Raw genomic sequence first — 25,636 nt, 5'->3', positions numbered from 1 at the left:
AAGGACGGTCAGTCGGAGCAGGGGGCGGCCGTGCCCTCGGGGAGGCCGAGGGCCATGTCGACGGTCCGCTCGACCAGGAGTTCGGCGAGCGCGGCGACGGTGGGCCGGCCCAGCAGGTCGGCGAGGGTCAACTCGCCGTCGAAGGCGGCTCGCAGACGCTGCAGCAGCGACAGCGCGAGCAGTGAGTGGCCGCCGAGGTCGAAGAAGTTCTCGTCGATCCCGAGGCCGGGCAGGCCCAGGACCTCGGTGAAGACGGCGTGCACCGCCTTCTCGCCGGCGTACCGGGGTTCGCGCAGCGGTCCGGCCGCCGAGAAGTCGGCTGCGCCGGGTGCGGGCAGGGCCTTGCGGTCGAGCTTGCCGTTGACGGTCAGCGGCAGCGCGTCGAGGACGACGAACGCGGACGGGACCATGTACTCCGGCAGGCGCCCGGCCAGCATACGACGAACTGCGGGGGTCTCGATAAGGGTACCCTCACCCGGGACGAGGTAGGCGGCGAGGCGCTTCACGCCGGGGGTGTCCTCCCGGACCACCACCGCCGCCTGCGCGACCCCCGGATGCGCCGCGATCGCATCCTCGACCTCCCCCGGCTCCACCCGGTAACCCCGGATCTTCACCTGATCGTCCACCCGCCCCAGAAAGTCCAACAGACCCTCCCGACGCCACCGCACCACATCACCCGTGCGATACATCCGCCCACCCGGCACACCGAACGGATCCGCCACGAACCGCTCCGCCGTCAACCCCGCACGACCCAGATACCCCCGCGCCAACCCCACACCCGACACATACAACTCACCCGACACACCCACCGGCACCGGACGCAACGACCCGTCCAACACATACGCCCGCGTGTTCCGGATCGGCCGCCCCACCGTCGCCGTCACCGAATCCGACGTCCCACCACCAAGCGTGTTGATCGTGTACTCCGTCGGCCCGTACAGGTTGTAACCCAACACCCCCGGCGCCTCCCGCAACCGCGACCACAACGACTCCGCCACCGCCTCACCCCCCAACAGCACCAGCACCGGACGATGCCGCCCCTCCTCCAACAGACCCCACTCCACCAGAGCCTGCGCATAGGACGGCGTGACGTTCACGACATCGATCCGGTACTCGGCGCAGTAATCCACCAGGCCCTGGGCATCCCGGCGCAGCGCCTCGTCGAGGACGTGCACCTCGTGACCCTCGACCAGCCAGAGCAACTCCTCCCACGACATGTCGAAGGAGAACGACACCGTGTGCGCGATCCGCAGCCGACGACCACCCGCCGACTCCACCACCGGATCGAAGATCGCCTCCCGGTGGTTCAACTGCATGTTCGTCAGCCCCCGATACGGCGTCACCACACCCTTCGGCCGACCCGTCGAACCCGACGTGAAGATCACATACGCCGGCGAGTCCAGATCCACCGGCACCCTGAACGCCTCAGCGGAGAGCTCCGCCAGCTCGCCGCGGACCTCCGGCGAGTCGAGCAGCAGCACGCCGGCGACGTCGGGCATCCGGGCGACCGCGGTCGAGTCGGTGACCAGGCAGACCGGCCCGGTCTCCGCCACCATGAACGCCAACCGCTCCACCGGGTGGTCCAACTCCAACGGCAGATACGCCGCACCCGTCCGCAACACCGCGAACAACGCCGCCACCATCTCCAACGAACGCGGCAACCCCAACGCCACCACCCGCTCCGGCCCCGCACCCCGCGACACCAACAACCGCGCCAACCGGTTCACCCGCGCATCCAACTCCGCATACGTCCACGAAACCGAACCGCACACCAACGCCGTCGCCCCCGGCACCAGCACCGCACGCTCCGCCAACAGATCCGCCACCGTCACCTCCGGCAACTCCCGCGACGTCGCCACCCACTCCCCCAACACCAGACCCCGCTCCCGCACCGTCAACACGTCCAGGGCGCCGATCCGGCGCCGCGGGTCGGCGGCGACCTGCTCCAGGACGGCGAGCAGCCGCTCGACCAGGGCCTCGGCGGTGCCGCGGTCGTAGAGGTCGGTGGCGTACTCGAAGGCGATGTCGATCTCCTCCGCACTCGGGGTCTCCTCGAAGTTGAAGTCGAGTTCGAACTTGGCCGCGCCCAGCTCGAACGGCACGATCCGGCTCTCCAGTCCGAGCAGCCGGCCGGCCTGTCCGTCGCTCTGCCGGTAGCCGAGCATCACCTGGAACAGCGGGTGGCGGCCGGGCACGCGCGGCGGGTTGACGGCCTCCACCAGGCGGTCGAAGGGCAGATCCTGGTGGGCGAAGGCGGCCAGGTCGGTGTCCCGGGTACGGGCCAGCAGTTCGGCGAAGGTCGGATCGCCGGAGAGGTCGTTGCGCAGGACGAGGGTGTTGACGAAGAAGCCGACCAGTGCGTCCAGCGCGGCGTCGGAGCGACCGGCGACCGGCGCCCCCAGGGGGATGTCGGTTCCGGCGCCGAGGCGGTGCAGCAGGGTGGCGACGGCCGCCTGGAGCACCATGAAGGTGGTGGCGCCGGCCGCCCGGGCCGCCTCACGCAGGCCCCGGTAGACGGCCGGCGGCACCTGGGCGTGCACGGTGTCGCCCCGGTACCCGGCCAGCGGGCGGCGCGGCTGGTCGGTGGGCAGCGCCAACTCCTCGGGAATCCCGGCGAGGGCCTCCCGCCAGTAGCCGACCTGACGGCCGTGCAGGCTGTCCGGGTCGTCGGCGCCGGCCAGCAGCTCCTGCTGCCAGAGGGTGTAGTCGGCGTACTGGACGGGCAGCGGCGCCCAGCCGGGTGTCCGGCCGTCGCCGAGCGCGGTGTAGGCGGTGGTGAGGTCCTCGACGAAGGGCAGCATCGACCACTCGTCCCCGGCGATGTGGTGGAACAGCAGGACGAGGGCGTGGTCGTCCGGGGCGATCTCCAGCAGGGTGACCCGCAGCGGCAGCTCGGTGGCGAGGTCGAAGCCGTACCGGACGGCGGCCTCCACGTCCGCCGCCAGGCGCTCCTGCGAGGAGGGGACGATGTGCACGGCGGCGGCCGGCTCACGCACCTGCTGGAACACGTCGCCGGCGCGCTCGGTGAAGACCGTCCGCAGGCTCTCGTGGCGCTCGGTCACCGCGTGGACGGCGCCGGCCAGGGCGTCCCGGTCGAGCGGGCCGGTGACCCGGACGACCAGCGGCACGTTGTAGGTGGCCCCGGAGCCGTCCAGGTTCTGCAGGAACCACATCCGGCGCTGGGCGTGCGAGAGCGGCAGCTCGGCGGGCCTGGTCCGGCGGGTCGGCGCGGTGCGCGGCCGCCCGCCCTCGGTGATCCGGTGGGCGAGCCCGGCCGGCGTGGGCGCCTCGAAGAGGTCGCGGACCGTCAGCGTGCCGGCGAGCACCGTCCGGATGCGGCCTACCAGGCGGGTGGCGAGCAGCGAGTGGCCGCCGAGGTCGAAGAAGTGCTCCTCGGGGCCGACCGAGCCCAGGCCGAGCACCTCAGCGAAGAGGCCGCAGAGGATCTCCTCCCGGGCGTCCCTCGGGGCGCGGCCGGTGCCCGCGCTCTCGGGTGCGGGCAGGGCCCTGCGGTCGAGCTTGCCGTTGACGGTCAGCGGCAGCGCGTCGAGGACGACGAACGCGGACGGGACCATGTACTCCGGCAGGCGCTGCGCGAGGTCGTTGCGCAGGGCGGCGACGTCCGGGACGGCGCTCTCCGGGCCGGTCATGACCGGGACGAGGTAGGCGGCGAGGCGCTTCACGCCGGGGGTGTCCTCCCGGACCACCACCGCCGCCTGCGCGACCCCCGGATGCGCCGCGATCGCATCCTCGACCTCCCCCGGCTCCACCCGGTAACCCCGGATCTTCACCTGATCGTCCACCCGCCCCAGAAAGTCCAACAGACCCTCCCGACGCCACCGCACCACATCACCCGTGCGATACATCCGCCCACCCGGCACACCGAACGGATCCGCCACGAACCGCTCCGCCGTCAACCCCGCACGACGCAGATACCCCCGCGCCAACCCCACACCCGACACGTACAACTCACCCGACACACCCACCGGCACCGGACGCAACGACCCGTCCAACACATACGCCCGCGTGTTCCGGATCGGCCGCCCCACCGTCGCCGTCACCGAATCCGACGTCCCACCACCAAGCGTGTTGATCGTGTACTCCGTCGGCCCGTACAGGTTGTAACCCAACACCCCCGGCGCCTCCCGCAACCGCGACCACAACGACTCCGCCACCGCCTCACCCCCCAACAGCACCAGCACCGGACGATGCCGCCCCTCCTCCAACAGACCGCACTCCACCAGAGCCTGCGCATAGGACGGCGTGACGTTCACGACATCGATCCGGTACTCGGCGCAGTAACCCACCAGGCCCTGGGCATCCCGGCGCAGCGCCTCGTCGAGGACGTGCACCTCGTGACCCTCGACCAGCCAGAGCAACTCCTCCCACGACATGTCGAAGGAGAACGACACCGTGTGCGCGATCCGCAGCCGACGACCACCCGCCGACTCCACCACCGGATCGAAGATCGCCTCCCGGTGGTTCAACTGCATGTTCGTCAGCCCCCGATACGGCGTCACCACACCCTTCGGCCGACCCGTCGAACCCGACGTGAAGATCACATACGCCGGCGAGTCCAGATCCACCGGCACCCTGAACGCCTCAGCGGAGAGCTCCGCCAGCTCGGCGCGGACCTCCGGCGAGTCGAGCAGCAGCACGCCGGCGACGTCGGGCATCCGGGCGAGCGCGGTCGAGTCGGTGACCAGGCAGACCGGCCCGGTCTCCGCCACCATGAACGCCAACCGCTCCACCGGGTGGTCCAACTCCAACGGCAGATACGCCGCACCCGTCCGCAACACCGCGAACAACGCCGCCACCATCTCCAACGAACGCGGCAACCCCAACGCCACCACCCGCTCCGGCCCCGCACCCCGCGACACCAACAACCGCGCCAACCGGTTCACCCGCGCATCCAACTCCGCATACGTCCACGAAACCGAACCGCACACCAACGCCGTCGCCCCCGGCACCAGCACCGCACGCTCCGCCAACAGATCCGCCACCGTCACCTCCGGCAACTCCCGCGACGTCGCCACCCACTCCCCCAACACCAGACCCCGCTCCCGCACCGTCAACACGTCCAGGGCGCCGATCCGGCGCCGCGGGTCGGCGGCGACCTGCTCCAGGACGGCGAGCAGCCGCTCGACCAGGGCCTCGGCGGTGCCGCGGTCGTAGAGGTCGGTGGCGTACTCGAAGGCGATGTCGATCTCCTCCGCACTCGGGGTCTCCTCGAAGTTGAAGTCGAGTTCGAACTTGGCCGCGCCCAGCTCGAACGGCACGATCCGGCTCTCCAGTCCGAGCAGCCGGCCGGCCTGTCCGTCGCTCTGCCGGTAGCCGAGCATCACCTGGAACAGCGGGTGGCGGCCGGGCACGCGCGGCGGGTTGACGGCCTCCACCAGGCGGTCGAAGGGCAGATCCTGGTGGGCGAAGGCGGCCAGGTCGGTGTCCCGGGTACGGGCCAGCAGTTCGGCGAAGGTCGGATCGCCGGAGAGGTCGTTGCGCAGGACGAGGGTGTTGACGAAGAAGCCGACCAGTGCGTCCAGCGCGGCGTCGGAGCGACCGGCGACCGGCGCCCCCAGGGGGATGTCGGTTCCGGCGCCGAGGCGGTGCAGCAGGGTGGCGACGGCCGCCTGGAGCACCATGAAGGTGGTGGCGCCGGCCGCCCGGGCCGCCTCACGCAGGCCCCGGTAGACGGCCGGCGGCACCTGGGCGTGCACGGTGTCGCCCCGGTACCCGGCCAGCGGGCGGCGCGGCTGGTCGGTGGGCAGCGCCAACTCCTCGGGAATCCCGGCGAGGGCCTCCCGCCAGTAGCCGACCTGACGGCCGTGCAGGCTGTCCGGGTCGTCGGCGCCGGCCAGCAGCTCCTGCTGCCAGAGGGTGTAGTCGGCGTACTGGACGGGCAGCGGCGCCCAGCCGGGTGTCCGGCCGTCGCCGAGCGCGGTGTAGGCGGTGGTGAGGTCCTCGACGAAGGGCAGCATCGACCACTCGTCCCCGGCGATGTGGTGGAACAGCAGGACGAGGGCGTGGTCGTCCGGGGCGATCTCCAGCAGGGTGACCCGCAGCGGCAGCTCGGTGGCGAGGTCGAAGCCGTACCGGACGGCGGCCTCCACGTCCGCCGCCAGGCGCTCCTGCGAGGAGGGGACGATGTGCACGGCGGCGGCCGGCTCACGCACCTGCTGGAACACGTCGCCGGCGCGCTCGGTGAAGACCGTCCGCAGGCTCTCGTGGCGCTCGGTCACCGCGTGGACGGCGCCGGCCAGGGCGTCCCGGTCGAGCGGGCCGGTGACCCGGACGACCAGCGGCACGTTGTAGGTGGCCCCGGAGCCGTCCAGGTTCTGCAGGAACCACATCCGGCGCTGGGCGTGCGAGAGCGGCAGCTCGGCGGGCCTGGTCCGGCGGGTCGGCGCGGTGCGCGGCCGCCCGCCCTCGGTGATCCGGTGGGCGAGCCCGGCCGGCGTGGGCGCCTCGAAGAGGTCGCGGACCGTCAGCGTGCCGGCGAGCACCGTCCGGATGCGGCCTACCAGGCGGGTGGCGAGCAGCGAGTGGCCGCCGAGGTCGAAGAAGTGCTCCTCGGGGCCGACCGAGCCCAGGCCGAGCACCTCAGCGAAGAGGCCGCAGAGGATCTCCTCCCGGGCGTCCCTCGGGGCGCGGCCGGTGCCCGCGCTCTCGGGTGCGGGCAGGGCCCTGCGGTCGAGCTTGCCGTTGACGGTCAGCGGCAGCGCGTCGAGGACGACGAACGCGGACGGGACCATGTACTCCGGCAGGCGCTGCGCGAGGTCGTTGCGCAGGGCGGCGACGTCCGGGACGGCGCTCTCCGGGCCGGTCATGACCGGGACGAGGTAGGCGGCGAGGCGCTTCACGCCGGGGGTGTCCTCCCGGACCACCACCGCCGCCTGCGCGACCCCCGGATGCGCCGCGATCGCATCCTCGACCTCCCCCGGCTCCACCCGGTAACCCCGGATCTTCACCTGATCGTCCACCCGCCCCAGAAAGTCCAACAGACCCTCCCGACGCCACCGCACCACATCACCCGTGCGATACATCCGCCCACCCGGCACACCGAACGGATCCGCCACGAACCGCTCCGCCGTCAACCCCGCACGACGCAGATACCCCCGCGCCAACCCCACACCCGACACGTACAACTCACCCGACACACCCACCGGCACCGGACGCAACGACCCGTCCAACACATACGCCCGCGTGTTCCGGATCGGCCGCCCCACCGTCGCCGTCACCGAATCCGACGTCCCACCACCAAGCGTGTTGATCGTGTACTCCGTCGGCCCGTACAGGTTGTAACCCAACACCCCCGGCGCCTCCCGCAACCGCGACCACAACGACTCCGCCACCGCCTCACCCCCCAACAGCACCAGCACCGGACGATGCCGCCCCTCCTCCAACAGACCGCACTCCACCAGAGCCTGCGCATAGGACGGCGTGACGTTCACGACATCGATCCGGTACTCGGCGCAGTAACCCACCAGGCCCTGGGCATCCCGGCGCAGCGCCTCGTCGAGGACGTGCACCTCGTGACCCTCGACCAGCCAGAGCAACTCCTCCCACGACATGTCGAAGGAGAACGACACCGTGTGCGCGATCCGCAGCCGACGACCACCCGCCGACTCCACCACCGGATCGAAGATCGCCTCCCGGTGGTTCAACTGCATGTTCGTCAGCCCCCGATACGGCGTCACCACACCCTTCGGCCGACCCGTCGAACCCGACGTGAAGATCACATACGCCGGCGAGTCCAGATCCACCGGCACCCTGAACGCCTCAGCGGAGAGCTCCGCCAGCTCGGCGCGGACCTCCGGCGAGTCGAGCAGCAGCACGCCGGCGACGTCGGGCATCCGGGCGAGCGCGGTCGAGTCGGTGACCAGGCAGACCGGCCCGGTCTCCGCCACCATGAACGCCAACCGCTCCACCGGGTGGTCCAACTCCAACGGCAGATACGCCGCACCCGTCCGCAACACCGCGAACAACGCCGCCACCATCTCCAACGAACGCGGCAACCCCAACGCCACCACCCGCTCCGGCCCCGCACCCCGCGACACCAACAACCGCGCCAACCGGTTCACCCGCGCATCCAACTCCGCATACGTCCACGAAACCGAACCGCACACCAACGCCGTCGCCCCCGGCACCAGCACCGCACGCTCCGCCAACAGATCCGCCACCGTCACCTCCGGCAACTCCCGCGACGTCGCCACCCACTCCCCCAACACCAGACCCCGCTCCCGCACCGTCAACAGGTCGAGTTCACGGACCAGGAGCCCGGGCCGGTCGGCGATCTGCCGGAGCAGCGAGAGCAGCCGCTCGGCGTGTTGCTCGACGGTGTCGCGGTCGAAGACGTCGGTGCGGTACTTCCACTCGAAGGTGAGTGCCTCTCCCGGGTTGGTGACGAAGATCAGCGGGAAGTGCGTGGCGTCCACGTCGGTGACCTGCCGCACGCCCAGTGCCTCCCGGATGCGGTCGCGCACGCCCTCGTCGGCGGGGGTGTTGCGGAGCACCTGGAGGGTGTCGAAGAGGCGGCCGAACCCGGCGCCGCGCTGGATCTCGCCGAGGCCCGTCTGGTGGTGCGCCAGCAGGGCCGACTGCTCGGCCTGCAGTCGGGCCAGGAAGGCCGCCACCGTCTCGTGGCCGGCCGGCCGTGCCCGGACGGGCACGGCGTTGAGGAACATGCCGATGGTGGCGTCGATACCGGGCAGCTCGGCGGGCCGGCCGGAGACGGTGGCGCCGAAGACGACGTCCTCACGGGCAGTCAGACCGGCCAGCAGCAGGCCCCAGGCGCCGGACACCAGGGTGTTGAGGGTGAGTCCGTGCTCGCGGGTGAAGGCGGCGAGGCGCTCGGTCAGCTCGACGGAGATCCCGGCCGTGACCTCCTCGGGCAGCAGGGCGGCCCGCTCGCGGGCCTGGGGCGCGAGCAGCGTCGGCTCGGCCAGACCGGCCAGCGACTCCCGCCAGGCGGCCCGGCCCTCCTCCTGGTCCTGGGCGGCGAGCCAGCGCAGGAAGTCCCGGTAGGGCAGCGCGGGGCCGGCCGCGGCGGCGACGTCCGCGACGGCGGGCGAGCCCTCGGCCAACTGGAGGTGGCAGAGCGTCAGCAGCTCCTGGAGGAAGAGGCCGGAGGACCAGCCGTCCCAGAGCAGGGCGTGGTTGGTGATCAGGATGTGCTGGTGGCCGCCGGGGGCGAGCACCGAGACCAGGCGCAGCAGGGGCGGAGCGGTCAGGTCGAAGCGGACGAACGCCTCGGCCTCCTTGAGCCGGCGCAGTTCGGCCTCGAACGCCTCGGGCGCGAGGTCGCCGAGGTCGATCTCGGTGAGCGGGACGTCGACGGCGCGGGGCAGGAACTGCACCGGCCGGTCCAGGCCGTCTTGGAGGAAGCCGGCCCGCAGGTTGGGGTGGCGGGTCAGGACGGCGGTGACGGCGGCCCGCAGCACGGTGACCGGGACGCGGGTGGTCAGCGAGACGACGTCCCGGGAGGTGTAGACGTCCAGCGCCCGATCGTCGTAGCCCGCTTCGAACAGCAGGCCCTCCTGGAGCGGGGAGACCGGCCAGACGTCCTCGATCTCCAGCCCCGGGGCGGCCGCGCGGATCGTGGCGAGCTCGGCCGCGGTGGGCGTGGGGAGGTCGGCGAGCACCGGCTCGGGCCCGGCTCCGCGCAGGTCGGCGAGGGCTGCCAGCGCGGCCGGGGTGCGCTGCTCGAAGACGTCCCTGGGGCTGACGGCCAGGCCCTCGGCGCGGGCGGCGCCGATCAGCCGGATGGAGGAGATGCTGTCACCGCCGAGGCGGAAGAAGTCGTCGTCGGCGCTGGTGCCCGGCAGGCCGAGCACCTCGGCGTAGATCTCGCAGAGCAGCCGCTCGGTCTCGGTGGTGGCCGCGCGTCCGGTCGAGCCGGCGGTGAGGTCCAGGGCGTCGTCGGGCAGCGCCGCGCGGTCGAGCTTGCCGTTGACCGTCAGCGGGAGGGCGTCGAGGACGGCGAAGGCGGAGGGGACCATGTGGGCGGGCAGCCGGGCCGCGGCGGCCTCGCGCAGTGCCGCGGTGTCCGGCGCGGCCGCGCCCGGGGCGGGGACGACGTACGCGACGACCCGCTGGACGGCGCCGTCCCGGACCAGCACGGCGCACTGGCCGACGCCGGGCCGATCGGCCAGGACCGCCTCGATCTCGCCGAGTTCGATCCGGTAGCCGCGGATCTTCACCTGGTCGTCGACCCGGCCGAGGTAGTCGATGGTGCCGTCGGTGCGGCGGCGCACGAGGTCGCCCGTCCGGTACATCCGCTCGCCGTCCTGGAACGGGTCGGCGACGAAGCGCTCCGCCGTCAGGCCGGGGCGGTCGAGGTAGCCGCGGGCCAGCTGGACGCCCGCGAGGTAGAGCTCGCCGGGCGCACCTGCGGGCACCGGCCGGAGCAGGGAGTCGAGGACGTACGCGCCGCCGTTGCGCAGCGGGCGGCCGATGCCGGGAACGGCGCTGTCGGCGAGGTCGGCCACCAGGGCGTCGACGGTGAACTCGGTCGGACCGTAGTAGTTGATCGCGGTGACGCCCGGCTCGGCCCGCAGCAGGCTCCAGAGCGCCTCGGGCAGCGCCTCGCCGCCGAGCAGCAGCACCGGCGGGCGGTGCGCGCCCGCGAGCAGGCCGGAGTCGACCAGCTGCCCGGCGTAGGTCGGCGTGACGTCCAGGGTGTCGATGCGGTGGGCGCGGGTGTAGGCGACCACGGTCTCGGCGTCGCGGCGGTCGTCCTCGCCGAGGACGTGCAGTTCGTGCCCGCCGATCAGCCAGATCAGCTGCTCCCAGGAGGAGTCGAAGGAGAACGAGGCGGTGTGCAGGGCGCGCAGGCGCTCGCGTCCGGTCGCGCGGACGGCCTCGGCGAAGGTGGTGGCGAGGTGGTCGTGGGCGAGGTTCGTCAGCCCCTGGTGCGGGACGACCACGCCCTTGGGACGGCCGGTGGAGCCGGAGGTGTGGATGACGTACGCGGCCTGCGCGGGGTGGACCGGGCCGCCGCGCTCGGTGTCGTCGAGCGGGCCGCCGGGCAGGGCGGCGAGCGCCGCCGCGGTGTCCGGCTCGTCCAGCAGCAGGGTGACGGCGCCGGGCACCTCCGGGAGGCGAGCGGCGACCTGGCGGGTGGTCAGCAGGACGGCGGGGCGGGCGTCGTCCAGGACGGTCGCGAGCCGCTCGGCCGGGTGGTCGAGGTCCAGCGGCAGGTAGGCACCGCCGGCCCGCAGGACGGCGAGGATCGCCACCACGGCCTCGACGGAACGGGGCAGTGCCAGGGCGGCGATCCGCTCGGCGCCGAGCCCCCGGCGGAGCAGCAGCCGGGCGAGGCGGTCCGCCCGGTCGTCCAGCTCGGCGAAGGTCAGCTCGGCGGCGCCGCCGTGGAGGGCCGGCCCGACCAGGGCGCGGGCGTCCGGGGTGCGGGCGGCCTGCGCGCCGAAGAGGTCGGCGACCGTCCCTGCGGGTACGGCGTGGACGGCGCCACGGGTGTGCCGGGCGAGTTCGGCGCGCTCGTCCGCGCCGAGCAGGTCGAGCCGGGCGAGCGGGGTGTCCGGGTCGGCGGCGAAGGCGGCCAGCAGGCCGAGGAAGCGGCGGGCGATCCGCCGAGCCTCGGCGGGCTCGAAGACGTCCGGGCGGTATTCGAGTTCGAGGCGCAGTTCGGCGCCGGGCAGCAGCGTCATGCCGAGCGGGTAGTGGGTCGCGTCCCGCGCACCGAGGCCGGTGACGGACAGGCCCCGGGTCTCCCCGAGCGCCTCGCGGAGCGCGTCGCCGCCGCCCTGGTAGTTCTCGACCACCAGCAGGGTGTCGAAGAGCGTGCCCTCGACGGCGGCGCGGCGCTGGATGGCGGCCAGGCCCAGGTGCTGGTGGGCGATCAGCTCGGCCTGCTCGCGCTGCACGGCTGCGGCGGCGCCGGCGAGCGTGTCGCCGCCCCGGAGCCGGACTCGAACCGGCACGGTGTTGATGAACAGGCCGACCATGCCGTCGGCGCCCGGCAGGTCGTCGGGGCGGCCGGAGACGGTCGTGCCGAAGACCACGTCGGCGGTGCCGGTGAGCGAGCCGACCAGCACGCCCCACAGGGTGTGGGCCAGGTTCCCGAGGGTCAGTCCGCGTCCGCGCGCGGCGGCGGCCACCGCGGCGGAGAGCCTCGCGTCGGCGTGCAGGGTGACCACGGCCGGTTCGACGGCGGTCGCGGTTCCGGCGCCCGGCGCCACCGGGTGGACCCGGTCGAGCCCGGCCAGGGCGGCGCCCCAGGCGGCCTCGGCGGCGGCGGTGTCGCGGGTGGCGAGCAGCGCGAGGTGGTCCTTGTACGGGCGGACCGGCGCCAGCGCCGAGGGGTCACCGGCCGAGCCGTACAGCGCGAGCAGTTCGCGCACCAGGATCGGCATCGACCAGCCGTCCAGCAGCAGGTGGTGGCAGGTGATGACCAGCCGGGCCCGGTCGTCGGCCAGCCGGATCAGGGCGATCCGCAGCAGCGGCGGGGCGTCCAGCTCGAAGCGGTGGTGCCAGTCCTCCTCCATGACGGCCAGGACGGCGGCCTCCCGGGCCTCGCCGGTCAGGCGGGTGAGGTCGGCCTCGCGCAGCGGGGTCGCCACCGTGCGCTGGACGAACTGGACGACCGCCTCCGGGTCCTCGTACCAGAAGCCGGCCCGCAGGTTGGCGTGGCGCAGCAGCAGCGCGTCCACCGCGGCGGCCAGCCGGGCGCCGTCGACGGCGCCGGCCAGGTCGAGGTGGGACTGGACGACGTAGACGTCGCGCGCGGTGTCGTCGTACAGGGCGTGGAAGAGCAGTCCCTCCTGGAGCGAGGAGAGCGGGTACACGTCCTCCAGGGCCGGGGCGGCCGCGCCGGTCCCCTCCGGTGCGCCGGCGTCCGCCGGCGCGGCGTCGGTCGCGGCGGGCCCGGTCGCGGCGGCCCCGGTCGCGGTGGCGTCGGTCGCGGCGGGCCCGGTCGCGGTGGCGTCGGTCGCGGCGGGCCCGGTCGCGGTGTCGTCGGTCGCGGCGGGCCCGGTCGCGGTGGCGTCGGTCGCGGCGGTGGCGGTCGGGGCGGTGGCGTCGTTCGTCACGGTGTTCTCGGTCCTCGGGGTGGTGGGGAGGGGCGCGGCGGGGTCGGCGGCGTTCATCGGCGCCTGCGCGGGCGGGGCTCCGAGCGGGATCCCAGGCGGGATCCCAGGCGGGACTCCAGGCGGGACTCCAGGCGGTCGATCTGGGCCTGCCCGAGCGAGACGAGGCTCAGGTCCGACGGGGTGACCCCGCCGGCCGCGCCGCCGGCGGTGTGCCGGGCGAGGGCGTCGAGGGCGTCGAACCAGGCGTCCGCCAACTCGGTGACCTCGGCCTCGGTCAGCAGGGCCCGGGGCCAGCTCCACTCGACGGCCAGCTCGGGGCGTCCGTCCGGGCCGGCCTGGACGACGGCGTCGATCTCCAGCGGATAGCCGGCGGCCATCTCCGGGTCCGGCCCGGCGGCGGCCGCCACGGCGCTCCGCTCGTCCTGCGGGGCGAGCGGCCAGCCGCCGAGCGGGCCACCTGCGCCATCGGTGCGGCCCCGGTAGTTGAACAGCACCTCGGAGCGCGGCAGGGCCGCGACCTGCGGCGCCGTCTGCGGGTTGAGGTGGCGCAGCAGGCCGTGGCCCAGACCACGGTCGGGGACGGCCCGCAGCTGCTCCTTGACCTGCTTGAGGGCGCGTCCGGCGGCCGCCGAGCCGGTGAGCGCGTCCGCCGGGTCGATGCCCGCGAGGTCGAGCCGGACGGGGTGGACGGTGGTGAACCAGCCGACGGTACGGGCGAGGTCGGGGGTCAGTGCGGCGCTCTCGCTGCCGCCCCGGCCGTGCCCCTCCAGATCGACCTGGAGGGCCGGCGCGGCCTGCGGACGGGCGGCGGCCACGCCGAGGGCGAGGGCGGTGAGCAGCACGTCGTCCACGCCGGCGCCGAAGACCTGCGGCACGGCGGTCAGCAGGGGGGCCGTGCGGTCGGCCGGCAGGATCCGGCGCAGGGTGCGCAGGGTGGCCACGGTGTCGCGCACCGGGTCGGCGGCGAGCGCCGCGAGGGGGCCGCCCGGTCCGGCCAGGGCGGAGCGCCAGTAGCCGAGTTCGGCCGTCCGGGAGCGTTCCTGGGCGTGCCCGAGCAGGCGCTCCGACCAGGCCCGCAGGGTGTGGCCCTCCGGTTCGGGCGCGGGGCGGGCGCCTCCGGCGAGCGCGGTGTAGGCGGTGGCGAGCCCGGGCAGCAGGGTGCGCCAGGAGACACCGTCCACGGCGAGGTGGTGGACGGTCAGCAGGAGTCTGCCGTCCTGGCCGGCCCCGGCGTCGAACCAGACGGCGCGCAGGATCCGGCCCCGGTCGGGGTCGAGTGCGGCGACGGCCGCGTCGGCCTCGCGGCTGATCAGGGCCAGGTCGGCGCCCTCCACCCGGCGCAGGGTGGCGGGGTCGGTGGCGGCGGGGGCGACGCCCACCGGCAGAATCTCCTCGGTCCAGACACCGTCGGTGCGGTCCAGCCGCAGCCGCAGCGCCGGGTGGTCGCCCGCGAGAGCGGCCAGCGCCCGGCGCAGCGGCTGCTCGCGCAGCGTCGGCGGGACGGTCAGCAGGACGGACTGGTTGAACCGGTCGATCGGGCCGCCGCGCTCGCGCAGCCAGTGCACGACGGGCAGGACGGGCAGTTCGCCGTCGGCCTGGACGGGCTCGGGGGCCCGAACGGCGGGTATTGGCCGGGGCGTTCCCTTCGCGGCGGCGGCGAGGGCGGCCGGGGTCGGGTGGGTGAAGACGTCCTTGGCGGCGATCTCGAAGCCGGCCTTGCGGGCCCGGCTGACCAACTGGATGGAGACGATGCTGTCGCCGCCGAGAGCGAAGAAGTTCTCCTCCTCGGCGACCTCGGGCAGGCCGAGCACCTCGGCGAAGACCCTGGCCAGCGCCTTGGCGGGGGTGTGGCCGACGGGGGCGGCAGCGCGCTCCCGGCGGCCGGGCGCGGGCAGTGCCTTGCGGTCGAGCTTGCCGTTGACGCTCAGCGGCAGCGCGTCCAGCACGGTGACCACGGCGGGCACCATGTGCGCGGGGAGCACGGCGGCGACGGCGGCGCGCACGGCCTCGCCGTCCACGGCGGCGCCGGGCCGCGGCACCACGTACCCGGCGAGCTGCCGGGCGCCGCCCTCGGTGAACGGACGGGCGCTGACGGCGGCCCGGCCGACACCCGGCGCGGCCGCCAGCGCGGCCTCGACCTCGCCGAGTTCGATCCGGAAGCCGCGGATCTTCACCTGGTCGTCGGTGCGGCCGAGGTACTCGACCTCGCCGTCGACCCGGCGGCGCACCAGGTCGCCGGTGCGGTACATCCTCTCCCCGGGGCGGAACGGGTCGGCGACGAAGCGACCCGCGGTCAGCCCCGGCCGGCCCAGGTAGCCCCGGGCCAGCTGGACGCCGCCGAGGTAGAGCTCACCGGGCACGCCGACCGGCACCGGCCGCAGCCGGGCGTCCAGCACGTGCAGGCGGGTGTTCCAGACCGGCCGCCCGATCGGGACCACCCCCGAACCGGCCCAGGCCCGGTGGTAGGTCACGTCGACGGCGGCCTCGGTGGGCCCGTACAGGTTGTGCAGGTCGATCTGCGGCCAGAGCGCGGCGAAGCGGTCGACGGCGCCGGCCGGCAGGGCCTCGCCGGAGCAGAAGACCCGGCGGACGCCGCTGAAGCCCGCGCGGATCGCCTCGTCCTGCTCGGCCGCCGCGGTGAAGGCGGCCAGCATGGAGGGTACGAAGTGCGCGGTGGTGACCCGGCGGTGGGCGGCCAGGGCGGCCAGGTGCTCCGGTTCGCGGTGGCCGCCGGGCCGGGCCAGCACCACGGCGGCGCCGCTGACCAGCGGAAGGAAGAACTCCCAGACCGAGACGTCGAATCCGGCCGGGGTCTTCTGCAGGACGCGGTCGGCGGCGGTGATGCTGTAGACCTCGCGCATCCAGTCCAGCCGGTTGACGATGGCGCGGTGGCTGACCAGGACGCCCTTGGGGCGGCCGGTGGAGCCCGAGGTGAAGATGACGTACGCGCCGTGGTCGGGGCCGGGGGCCACCGGCTCGGCCTGCGGACGGTCGGCCCGGGCTCCGGCGGCACCGGTACCGGCGTCAGCGGCGGTGTCAGCGGCGTCAGCGGCGGCGGCTGTGTCGACCAGCAGGACGGGCACGCCGGGCACCCGGGGCAGCCCGGCCTCCTGGCCCGGCAGGGTCAGCACGCAGACCGGCCCGGCGTCCTCGATCATGGCGGCCAGCCGCTCGGCGGGGTACTCGGTGTCCAGCGGCAGGTAGGCGGCGCCGGACTTGAGGACGGCCAGCAGGGCGACCATCAGCTCGGTGGAGCGCGGGACGGCGACGGCCACGATCCGGTCGGGGCCGGCCCCAGCGGCGGCCAGCACCCGGGCCAGCCGGGCGGCTCGTCCGTCCAGCTGCCGGTACGTCAGCCGCTCGTCCTCGAAGAGCACGGCGACGGCGTCCGGCGTTGCCTCGGTCCGTTCGGCGATGCGGGTGAGCAGGGTACCGGGGCGGACTTCGCGCTCGGTGGCGTTCCACTCGCCCGCCAGGCCCCGGCGCTCCTGGGCGGAGGTCAGTTCGATCCGGGCGGCCGGACGGTCGGGGGCGGCCAGCGCCTGCTCCAGCACCCGGAGCAGCCGCTCCCCGAACAGGCGGGCGGTGGAGCGGTCGTACAGGTCCTCGGCGTGGATGACGGTAAGGTCGGTGCGGGCGCCGTCGGCGGACTCGGCGAAGGTGAGCGCGAGGTCGAAGCGGGCCGCGTGCACCGGATCCGGCAGCAGTGCGGTGCGGGCACCGAGCAGGCGGTCCAGCCCGCCCGCCTCCTTGCGGTGCTGGACCATCACCTGGAACAGCGGGTGGCGCCCGAGCGAGCGCTCCGGGTTGACGATCTCCACCAGCCGGTCGAAGGGGAGGTCCTGGTGGGCCAGCGCGCCGAGCACCACCTCCCGGGAGCGGGTGACCAGCTCGTCGAAGGTCGGCTCGCCCGCCAGGTCGTGGCGCAGCACCAGGGTGTTGACGAAGAACCCGACGACCTGCTCCACCGCTTCGTCCGACCGTCCGGCGACCGGGGTGCCGAGCGCCACGTCGGTGGTGCCCGCCAGCCCGCCGAGCAGCAGCGCGGCGGCGGCCTGGGTGACCATGAAGGGGGTGCTCGCGGTGCGCCGGGCGTAGTCGCGCAGGGCGGTGTGCAGTTCCCCGGGCAGGCGCAGGCGGACGGCGCCGCCCCGGCCGGTGGCCTCGGCGGGGCGGGGCCGGTCGGCCGGCAGGGCCAGCTCGGCGGGCAGCCCGGCGAGGCGCTGCGTCCAGTAGGCACTCTGGGCGGCGGCCGGACCGTCCTGCTCGCCGAGCAGCTCGGCCTGCCACAGCGCGTGGTCGGCGTACTGCAGCGGCAGCGGGGCGAACGCCGGCGCGGAGCCGGCCAGCCGGGCGGCGTAGGCCCGGTCGAGGTCGCGCAGCAGCACGCCCTCGGACCACTCGTCACCGGCGATGTGGTGCAGCGCGATGCTGAGCACGTGCCGCTCGGGCCCGGCGCCCAGCAGGGTGGCGCGCACCGGGATCTCGGTGGCCGGTTCGAAGGCGTACGCCCCGGCGGCGGCGACCGCCGCGTCCAGCAGGTGCGGCGTCACCTCCTCCACCGCGAACGGCAGGCCGGCCTCGGCCGGAGTGAGGATCCGCTGGTACGGGCGGCCGTCGAGGTCGGGGAAGACCGTGCGCAGCGCCTCGTGCCTGGCCAGCACGTCGCCGAACGCCGCCCGCAGCGCGTCGGGGTCGAGCGGGCCGTCGATCCGCAGCGCGCAGGGGATGGTGTACGCGGTGCTCGGGCCCTGGAGGCGGTGGAGGAACCAGAGCCGGGCCTGTGCGGCGCAGAGCGGCGGCAGCGCGGGGCGCGGCCGGGCGGCGGGGCCGGGCCGGCTCGCGGCGGCGGTGCGCAGCCGGGCGGCGAGGCGGGCGGCGGTGCGGGTCTCGAAGAGGTCCCGCACGGCGGCCTCCACGCCGAGCGCGGCCCGGACCCGGCCGATCACGCGGGTGGCCAGCAGCGAGTGCCCGCCGAGGTCGAAGAAGTCGTCGTCGACGCCGATCCGGGGCAGGCCGAGCACGTCGGCGAGGATCCCGCAGAGCACCGCCTCGCGCTCGTCGCGCGGCGCGCGGCCGGCCGGGGCGTCGAGGGCCGCGGCCTCCGGCTCGGGCAGGGCGCTCCGGTCGAGCTTGCCGTTGACGTTCAGCGGCAGCGCCGCCAGCGGGAGGATCGCCGCGGGGACGAGGTACTCGGGCAGCGACTGCGCGAGGGTCTTGCGCAGCGCGACCGGGTCGAGCGAGGCGGGGGCCACGTAGCCGACCAGGCGGCGCACCGCGCCGCTGCCGCCGACCACGACGGCGGCCCGGGCGACGCCGGGCAGCGCGGCGAGGGCCGCCTCCACCTCGCCGGGCTCGACCCGGAAACCGCGGATCTTCACCTGGTCGTCGTCGCGGCCGAGGTAGTCGAGACTGCCGTCGGCGCGCCGGCGCCCGACGTCGCCGGTGCGGTACATCCGGGTGCCGTCGCCCGCGAACGGGTCGGCGACGAAGCGTCCCGCGGTCAATGCGGGCCGGTTGCCGTACCCGCGGGCGAGTCCCGGTCCGGCGATGTACAGCTCACCGGGCACCCCGGCGGGGACGGGACGCAGCCGGGCGTCCAGGACGTACACCCGGGTGTTGCCGATCGGGCGGCCGACGAAGGGGGTGGCGCTGTCCGCCAGGGCGGCGCCGAGGGCGTCGACGGTGTACTCGGTCGGTCCGTAGAAGTTGTGGCCGATCACCCCCTCGGTCTCCCGGATCCTGGTCCACAGCGCCTCGCCGCAGGGCTCGCCGCCGACCAGGAACAGCACCGGGCGGTGCTCCTCGTTGTCCAGCAGGCCCCACTCGACGAGCTGGCCGCCGAAGGACGGGGTCACGTCCAGGGTGTCGATCCGGTCGGCGATCAGCCGGGCCGTCAGGGCCTGCGGGTCGCGGCGCAGATCCTCGTCGTAGACGTGCAGTTCGTGGCCGCCGATCAGCCAGAGCAGCTGCTCCCAGGAGGAGTCGAAGGAGAAGGAGGCGGTGTGCGCGGCGCGCAGGCGCCGGCCGCCGGCCGCCTCGACGGCCCGGGCGAACACGGTGGAGCCGTGGTGCTCCAGCATGTTGGCCAGGCCCCGGTGCGACACCTGGACGCCCTTGGGCCGGCCGGTGGAGCCGGAGGTGTGGATGACGTACGCGAGGTCGTCGGCGTGCGGGCGGGCCGGCTCGGCGTCGCGGGTGCCCAGCTCGGCGAGCAGGACGGCGCCCCGGCCGTGGGCGGCGAGCACCGGGTGCCGGGCGGCGACCTCGGCGGTGGTGAGGGTGAGCAGCGGTTCGGCGTCCGCGAGCATCAGGGCGATCCGCTCGGCCGGGTGGTCGAGGTCGACCGGCAGGTAGGCCGCGCCGGCTCCGAGCACGCCGAGCAGCGCGGCGACCAGGTCGGCGGAGCGCGGCAGGGCGAGGGCCACGACCGTGCCGGGGCCGGCGCCGAGGGCGGCAAGGTGGCGGGCGGTGCGCTCCGCGCGGGCCGCCAGTTCGGCGAAGCCGAGGCGCTCGGCGCCGAAGACGACGGCGGTGGCGTCGGGGGTGGCGGCGGCCTGCGCCCGGAACGCGTCGACCACGGTGCGGTCGGGCACCGGACGGGCGGTGGCGCTCCGCTCGTCGAGGAGGCCGGCGCGTTCGGCGGCGTCCAGGATCTCCAGCGCGCCGACCGCGGTGGCGGGGGCGGTGGCGATCTGCTCCAGCAGGCCGAGCAGGCGGCTGCCGGTGGCGCGGGCCTGCTCGGCGGTGAGGACGTCGGGGCGGTACTCGACGGTCAGCCGCGGGGCCTCGCCGGGCAGGGTGAGGACGGTCAGCGGGTAGTGGGTGGCGCCGTGGTGGGTGATGCCGGCCACCCGCAGGCCTCGGGCGGTCAGCAGATCGGGGTCGACGGGGTAGTTCTCGAAGACCAGCAGGGTGTCGAAGAGGGTGCCGTGTCCGGCCTCGGCCTGGATGTCGGCCAGACCGAGGTACTGGTGGTCGAGCAGCGCGGACTGCTGCGCCTGGAGGCGGCCGAGCGCCTCGGCGACCGGCTCGTCCTCCTCCGGCGCGAAGCGCACCGGGACGGTGTTGCTGAACAGGCCGACCATCGACTCCACGCCGGGGATGTCGCTGGGGCGCCCGGAGACGGTGGCGCCGAACACGACGTCCCGGCGGCCGGTGAGGCGGCCGAGCAGGATCGCCCAGGCGCCCTGGACGACGGTGTTCAGCGTCAGTCCGTGTCGGCGGGCGGTGGCGGTGAGCCGTGCGGAGAGCGCGGCGGGGATCGGCAGGTCGATCTCGGCGCCGGCGGCGGCCGGTCCCTCGACGGGCCGGCCGAGGACGTCGGCGAGCAGCGTGGGCGCCTCCAGGCCGGCCAGCGCGGCCCGCCAGGCCGCCGTGTCGGCGGCGCCGTCGCGGGCGGCCAGCCAGGCCAGGTGGTCGGCGTAGGGGGTCACCGCGGGCAGCGCGTCGGCGCTGCCCGCGCCGTACGCGCCGATCAGTTCGCGCAGCAGGACCGGTGTCGACCAGCCGTCCATCACGATGTGGTGGCGGGTCAGGACCAGGCGGTGGTGCTCCGGGCCGAGGGTGACCAGGGCGCAGCGCACCAGCGGCGGGCGGGCCAGGTCGAAGCGCCGGGCGGCCTCCTCGTGCTCGATCCGGGCGATCTCGACGGCCCGGCGGTCGGCGGTCACCGTGCTGAGGTCGTGGACGGTCCAGGGCACGGTGACCCGTTCGGCCGTCAGCTGGAGCGGGCGGCCGGGGACGGCGGCGGTGAAGGCGGAGCGCAGCGCGGCGTGCCGGTTGACCACCGCGTCGACCGCGTCGAGCAGCGCCTCGCGGTCGAGCGGGCCGCGCAGGTCGAGCGCGGTCAGCGAGGTGTAGAGGTCGTCCGCGCCGTCCGCGTCCTGGTAGAGGCCGTGGAAGAGCAGGCCCTCCTGGAGCGGGGAGAGCGGCAGGACGTCCACGGTGGCGGGGTGCTCGGCGGCCAGCGCGTCCAGTACGGGCTGGGTGACGGCGGCCAGCGGCACGTCCGAGGGGGTGAGGCCGCCGGCGTCGGCGCGGCCCGCGTAGGCGGTCAGCGCGTCCAGGGCGGCGAACCACCGCTCGGCGAGGTCGCGGACGGCCTGCTCGGTGAGGACGCCCTGCGGCCAGCCGAGGTGGACGGCCAGCTCGGGGCCGTCGGCGCGGTCGTGGACGAAGGCGCCGATCTCCAGGGCGTGAGCGGCGGGCATCGCGGGATCGGCGCTCGCCGCGAAGGCCTCGGCGCCGGTGCTCCAGGGCTCCTGCCCGGCACCGAACCGGCCGAGGTAGTTGAACAGCAGCTGGGGGGCCTCGGTGTCGGCGAGGGCGGCGGCGCCGACCGGATCGAGGTGGCGCAGCAGGCCGTACCCGGCCCCGGCGTCGGGCAGCGCGCGCAGGTGCTCCTTGACCCGGGCCAGGGCGCGCCCGGCGGCGGGGCCGCCGGCCAGGGCCTCGGCGAGGTCGATCCCCGCCAGGTCGAGGCGGACCGGGAACTCGGTGGTCAGCCAGCCGACCGTACGGGCGGTGTCGGCGCCGGGGACGAGCGCGTCCTCGCGGCCGTGGCCCTCCAGGCGGAGCAGCAGGTCGGGGCGGCTCGCCCCGCCGTGCCTGGCCCGGCGGCGCCCGAGCACCGCCAGCGCGAGCGCGGTCAGCAGGACGTGGTCCACGCCGGCCCGGTGGGTGGCGGGCACGGCGCCGAGCAGCGGGGCGGTTCGGGCGGGTGGCAGGGTGAGGGTGAGGTGACGGGTGCCGGCCAGGGTGTCGCGGGCCGGGTCGAGCGGGCGGTCGCCGAGCAGCGGACCGGCGCCCTCGGCCAGCACCGCCTGCCAGTGCGGCAGCTGGGCCCGGACGGCGTCGGAGCCGGCGGCGTCGGCGAGGCCGGTGGCCCAGCGGCGCAGCGGGGTGGTCACCGGGTGGAGGTCGCGGCCCTCGTAGGCGTCGCGCAGGTCCGGCAGCAGGATGCGCCAGGAGACGCCGTCGACCACGAGGTGGTGCAGGGCCAGCACCAGCCGGCCCGGGGTCCCGGGCCCGGCGTCCAGATGGACGGCCTGTAGGACGACGCCCCGCTCGGGGTCGAGACGGTCGGCGGCGCTCTCGCGCTCCCGTGCGGCGGCGGCGTCGAGCTCCCCCGGGGCGACCTCGACGTGGCGCAGCAGCTCGGCCCGGGGTGCGGCCGGCCGGATCTGCTGGATCCAGCGGCCGTCGGGCTCGATCCGCAGGCTCAGCCGCAGCGCGTCGTGACGGTCGGTCAGTGTCTGCAGGGCGGCAGCCAGCCGGTCCCGGTCGAGGGCGGCCGGCAGGGTGACGACGGCGTGCTGTCCGAACCGGGCGACGGGGCCGCCACGGCCGCGCAGCCACTCGCTGACGGCGGTGGGCGGCAGGTCGCCGAGGGCGTCGGCGGCCGGCTCGGCGGGGGCCGCCGACGCACGGGTGGCCTCGGCCGCGGCGGCGATCCGGGCGACCGTACGGCGCTCGAACACCACCCGAGGGGTGATCTCCCAGCCGGCCCCGCGGGCGCGGCTGCCGAGCTGGATGGCGGAGATGCTGTCGCCGCCGAGCGAGAAGAAGTTGTCGTCGACGCCGACCTCCGGCAGCCCGAGGATCTCGGCGACCAGGGCGGCGAGCACCCGCTCGGCCTCGGTGCGCGGGGCCCGGGCGTCCGCGTCGCCGCGGGCCGGGGCGGGCAGCGCCCTGCGGTCGAGCTTTCCGTTGAGGCTGAGCGGCAGGGTGTCCAGGCCCACCAGGACGGCGGGCACCATGTGCTCGGGCAGGGTGCGGGCCAGAGCCCCGCGCAGGGCCTCGGGATCGGCGGGGGCCGGGACCACGTAGCCGACCAGGTGCCGCGCGCCGCCCGGGGTGGTTTCCCGGGCCGTCACGGCGGCCCGGGTGACGCCGGGCTGCGCTTCGAGGGCGGCCTCGATCTCGCCGAGCTCGATCCGGAAGCCGCGCACCTTGACCTGGTCGTCGGTGCGGCCGAGGTACTCGACGGCGCCGTCGGGGGCCCAGCGCGCCAGGTCGCCGGTGCGGTACAGCCTGGTGCCGTCGCCCGCGAACGGGTCGGCGACGAAGCGTTCGGCGGTCAGTGCGGGCCGGCCGAGGTAGCCCCGGGCGAGCTGGACGCCGGCGAGGTACAGCTCGCCGGGCACGCCGACCGGCGCGGGGCGCAGCCGGGCGTCCAGGACGTACAGACGGGTGTTCCAGACCGGGCGTCCGATCGGGACGACGCCCGCGGCGGGCTCGGTGCGGTGGTGGGTGACGTCGACGGCGGCCTCGGTCGGCCCGTACAGGTTGTGCAGCGGGACGGCGGGCAGCGTGGCGTGCCAGCGCTCGACGACGTCGCCGGGCAGCGCCTCGCCCGAGCAGAACGCCCGGCGCAGACCGGTGCAGAGCGCGGCGACGCTCGGCTCCTCCAGGAAGGCGCGCAGCATCGAGGGCACGAAGTGCAGGGTGGTGACGCGCTGTTCGGCGATCAGCGCGCAGAGGTAGGCCGGGTCCCTGTGGCCGGCCGGGCGGGCCAGCACGACCGCGGCGCCCTCGCACAGGGCCCAGAAGAACTCCCAGACGGAGACGTCGAAGCCGGCCGGGGTCTTCTGCAGGACCCGGTCGTCGGCGCGCAGCCGGTGGGCGTGCTGCATCCAGGCGAGCCGGTTGACGATGGCGCGGTGGGTGACGACGACGCCCTTGGGGCGCCCGGTGGAGCCGGAGGTGTAGATGACGTACGCGGCGTGGTCGGGGCGGGCCTCGGGGAGCCGGACGTCGGGCGCCGGCTCGTCCCCGAGGGCGAGGGCGAGGGCGCGGGCGTTCGCGGGCAGGCGCTCCAGCACCTCGGGGACGGTGACCACGCGCACCGGGGCGGCGTCCTCGACCGTGTACGCGAGGCGCTCGGCCGGGTACTCGGTGTCCAGCGGCAGATAGGCGGCGCCGGACTTGAGGACGCCGAGCAGGGCGACCATCAGCTCGGCGGAGCGCGGCACCGCGACCGCGACCACCCGGTCGGGCCCGGCCCCGGCGGCGACCAGGGTGCGGGCGAGGGCGTCGGCGCGCCGGTCGAGTTCGCGGTAGGTCAGGGCGGCGCCCTCGAAGACGACGGCCACCGCGTCCGGGGTGGCGGCGGTGCGTTCGGCGACCCGGCCGACCAGCGTGCCTTCGCGCACGGCGTGGGCGGTGTCGTTCCAGTCGTGCAGGACGGCGCCGAGTTCGGCGTCGGCGAGCAGTTGGAGTTCGCCCACCGGCCGCTCGGGATCGGCGGCCAGCCGGATCAGCAGGCCGGCGCAGCGCCGGGCGTGCCCGGCCAGGCCGGCGGCGGTGTGGAGGGCCGGGTTGGCGTCGAACTCCAGCACGAGCCGGTCGGCCGGGGTCTTGCTGACGGAGAGCGAGAAGTCCTCGATCGGGCCGGAGGCCAGGTTGACGGTCCGTCCGGGGGTACCCGCGAAGTCCAGGTCGAGGTCGAAGGGCTTGAGGTTGAGGAGCGGGCCGTACAGGCGGTGGTCGGTGCCGACCAGGCCGAGCTCGCGGCGGATCTCCTCGCCGCGGTGCAGCTGGTGGCGGCGGGCGTCCTTGAGTTCGCCGGCGGCGCGGCGCAGCAACTGCCCGAAGGTGTCCGTACCGGTCACGGCCAGCCGGACGGGGAGGATGTTGACGGCCATGCCGGGCACCCGCAGGGTACCGGGGGCGGTGCGGGCCATGAAGTGCATGCCGAGGACGGCGTCCCGGGTGCCCGTCATCCGGTGCAGGTAGACCGCGAGGGCGGCGGTGGCCGCCTCGGCCCACGTGGTGCGGGTGGCCCGGGCGGCGGCGAGCACGGTGGCGGACTCCGTCGCGGTGAGCTCGATCCGGTGGCGCAGTGCGGCGGGCGCGGCGGGGGCGCTCTCCTCGGTGAGGCCGGTGACGGCGGGCCGGTCGGCGAAGCGCCGCGTCCAGTGGGCGCGGTCGGCCTCGGCCCGTTCCGAGCCGAGGTGCTCGCGCTCGGCCTCGGCGAGCAGGGCGGCCGGGCGGAAGGCGGCGGCGGGCGCGGGGGCGCCCTCGGCGAGGGCGGTGTACACCTCGGCCACCCGGCGGGTGAACAGGGCGACGGCGTAGCCGTCGACGACCAGGTGGTGGAACCACTGGAACCACAGGTGGCTGCTCTCCCCGGTGCGGACCAGCAGGGAGCCGCTCAGCGGACCGGCCTCGGGCCCCTCCAGGGCCACGGGGACGGCCAGTTGGCCCTGGACGAGGGCGACGGCGGCGGCGACCGGATCGGCGGCGCCGCGGGTGTCCAGGTGTGGCAGGCGCCACTGCTCGGCGGCGAAACGGGTCGGGAGCTGCACGGTGCGGCCCTGGTGCTCGGCGAGCCGGACGTGCAGCCCGTCGGCCTCGGCCAGGGTGCTGCGCAGGGCCGCCTCCAGCAGCTCCGGCCGCAGCGGGCCGTCCAGCTCGACGTACTGGCCGACGTTGTACGCCGGGCTCCCGGGGTCGATCCGCTGTGCGGCCAGGACGCCGGCCTGGGCCGCCGTCAGCTCCACCGGGCCGGTGGGCCCGGCCTGCGGTGTGTCGGTGCTCGCCTCTGCCATGGTCGGGCCTTCCGGTTACGTGCCGCCCCGCCG

Annotated in this window: 2 protein-coding genes; both read right to left on the bottom strand. The window is 75.2% G+C overall.

The window, feature by feature from the left end:
* Positions 1-8: 8 nt before the first annotated feature.
* Complete coding sequence (locus tag OG823_RS30965) at positions 9-13,106, bottom strand: amino acid adenylation domain-containing protein (RefSeq protein WP_371483465.1); 13,098 nt, start codon at positions 13,104-13,106, stop codon at positions 9-11.
* Positions 13,103-25,603 carry an amino acid adenylation domain-containing protein gene (locus OG823_RS30960; protein WP_371483464.1) on the bottom strand — a complete coding sequence of 4,167 codons (12,501 nt, stop codon included), beginning with the start codon at positions 25,601-25,603 and terminating at the stop codon, positions 13,103-13,105. Before OG823_RS30960 ends, OG823_RS30965 begins: the two co-directional genes overlap by 4 nt.
* Positions 25,604-25,636: the final 33 nt, after the last annotated feature.

The organism is Kitasatospora sp. NBC_00315, from assembly GCF_041435095.1.
Classification (GTDB): domain Bacteria; phylum Actinomycetota; class Actinomycetes; order Streptomycetales; family Streptomycetaceae; genus Kitasatospora.
This window is presented reverse-complemented; position numbering and strand designations above follow the sequence as displayed.